Annotated in this window: 2 protein-coding genes; both read right to left on the bottom strand. The window is 64.6% G+C overall.

All coding sequences use genetic code 11. From position 1 onward, the window contains the following. Positions 1-272 (bottom strand): dTDP-4-dehydrorhamnose 3,5-epimerase family protein (locus CH266_RS15270; RefSeq protein WP_141214540.1); only part of this gene is annotated, 272 nt, incomplete at its 3' end. Next, the coding region (locus CH266_RS15265) for a sugar nucleotidyltransferase (RefSeq protein WP_094715641.1) at positions 269-895 on the bottom strand (627 nt) is incomplete at its 5' end. The genes CH266_RS15265 and CH266_RS15270, both read right to left, overlap by 4 nt.

The following is an 895-nucleotide window of genomic DNA, read 5'->3' as shown; positions in this document are numbered from 1 at the left end:
CCGACGCGCAGGTCGACGATGACGTCGAGGAACGCTCCGCGGGCGCAGGTGACGTATTTCGCTTGCCCGGGTGGGTTGGTGGTGAAGTGGATCCCGCGCAGGACCCCGGCGGCGGAGACCGAGCAGTTCGCCTGCTTCAGATCCAACGCTCGCCCGGTCGTTTCCTCGAACGCGGACGCTTTGAACCATTCGAAGAACACGCCGCGGTCGTCACCGAACTGGCGTGGGGTGTATTCGTAGGCGCCGGATATTTTCAGTTCACGAAAGGTCATCGGTTTCCTCGGTCGATCAGATCGAGCAGGTAGCGGCCGTAGCCGGATTTGACGAGTGTCTCGGCGCGGGCGCGTAGTTCGTCGTCGGTGATGAATCCGCGTCGCCAGGCGACTTCTTCGGGGGATCCGATCTTGAGTCCTTGGCGTTGTTCGATGGTGCGCACGTAGTTGGAGGCGTCGAGGAGGGAGTCGAAGGTGCCGGTGTCGAGCCAGGCGGTGCCGCGGGGCAGGACTTCGACCTGGAGGCGGCCGGCGTCGAGGTAGTGGCGGTTGACGTCGGTGATCTCGTATTCCCCGCGGGCGGAGGGGGCGAGGTCGCGGGCGATGGCGATGACGTCGTTGTCGTAGAAGTACAGGCCCGGGACGGCGTAGTTCGATTTCGGGGCGGCGGGCTTTTCTTCCAACGACACAGCTTTTCGGTTCGCATCGAATTCGATGACGCCGTAGGCGGTGGGGTCGGAGACCTCGTAGGCGAAGACGGCTCCGCCGTCGATGGTGTCGAAGCGTGAGAGTTGGGTGCCCAGGCCGGGGCCGTAGAAGATGTTGTCGCCGAGCACCAGTGCTGCGGAGTCGGTGCCGATGTGCTCGGCTCCGAGGACGAAGGCTTGGGCGAGGCCGTTGGG

Origin of the sequence: Rhodococcus sp. 06-1474-1B (assembly GCF_002258885.1) — a bacterium.
Taxonomy (GTDB): domain Bacteria; phylum Actinomycetota; class Actinomycetes; order Mycobacteriales; family Mycobacteriaceae; genus Rhodococcoides; species Rhodococcoides fascians.
This window is presented reverse-complemented; position numbering and strand designations above follow the sequence as displayed.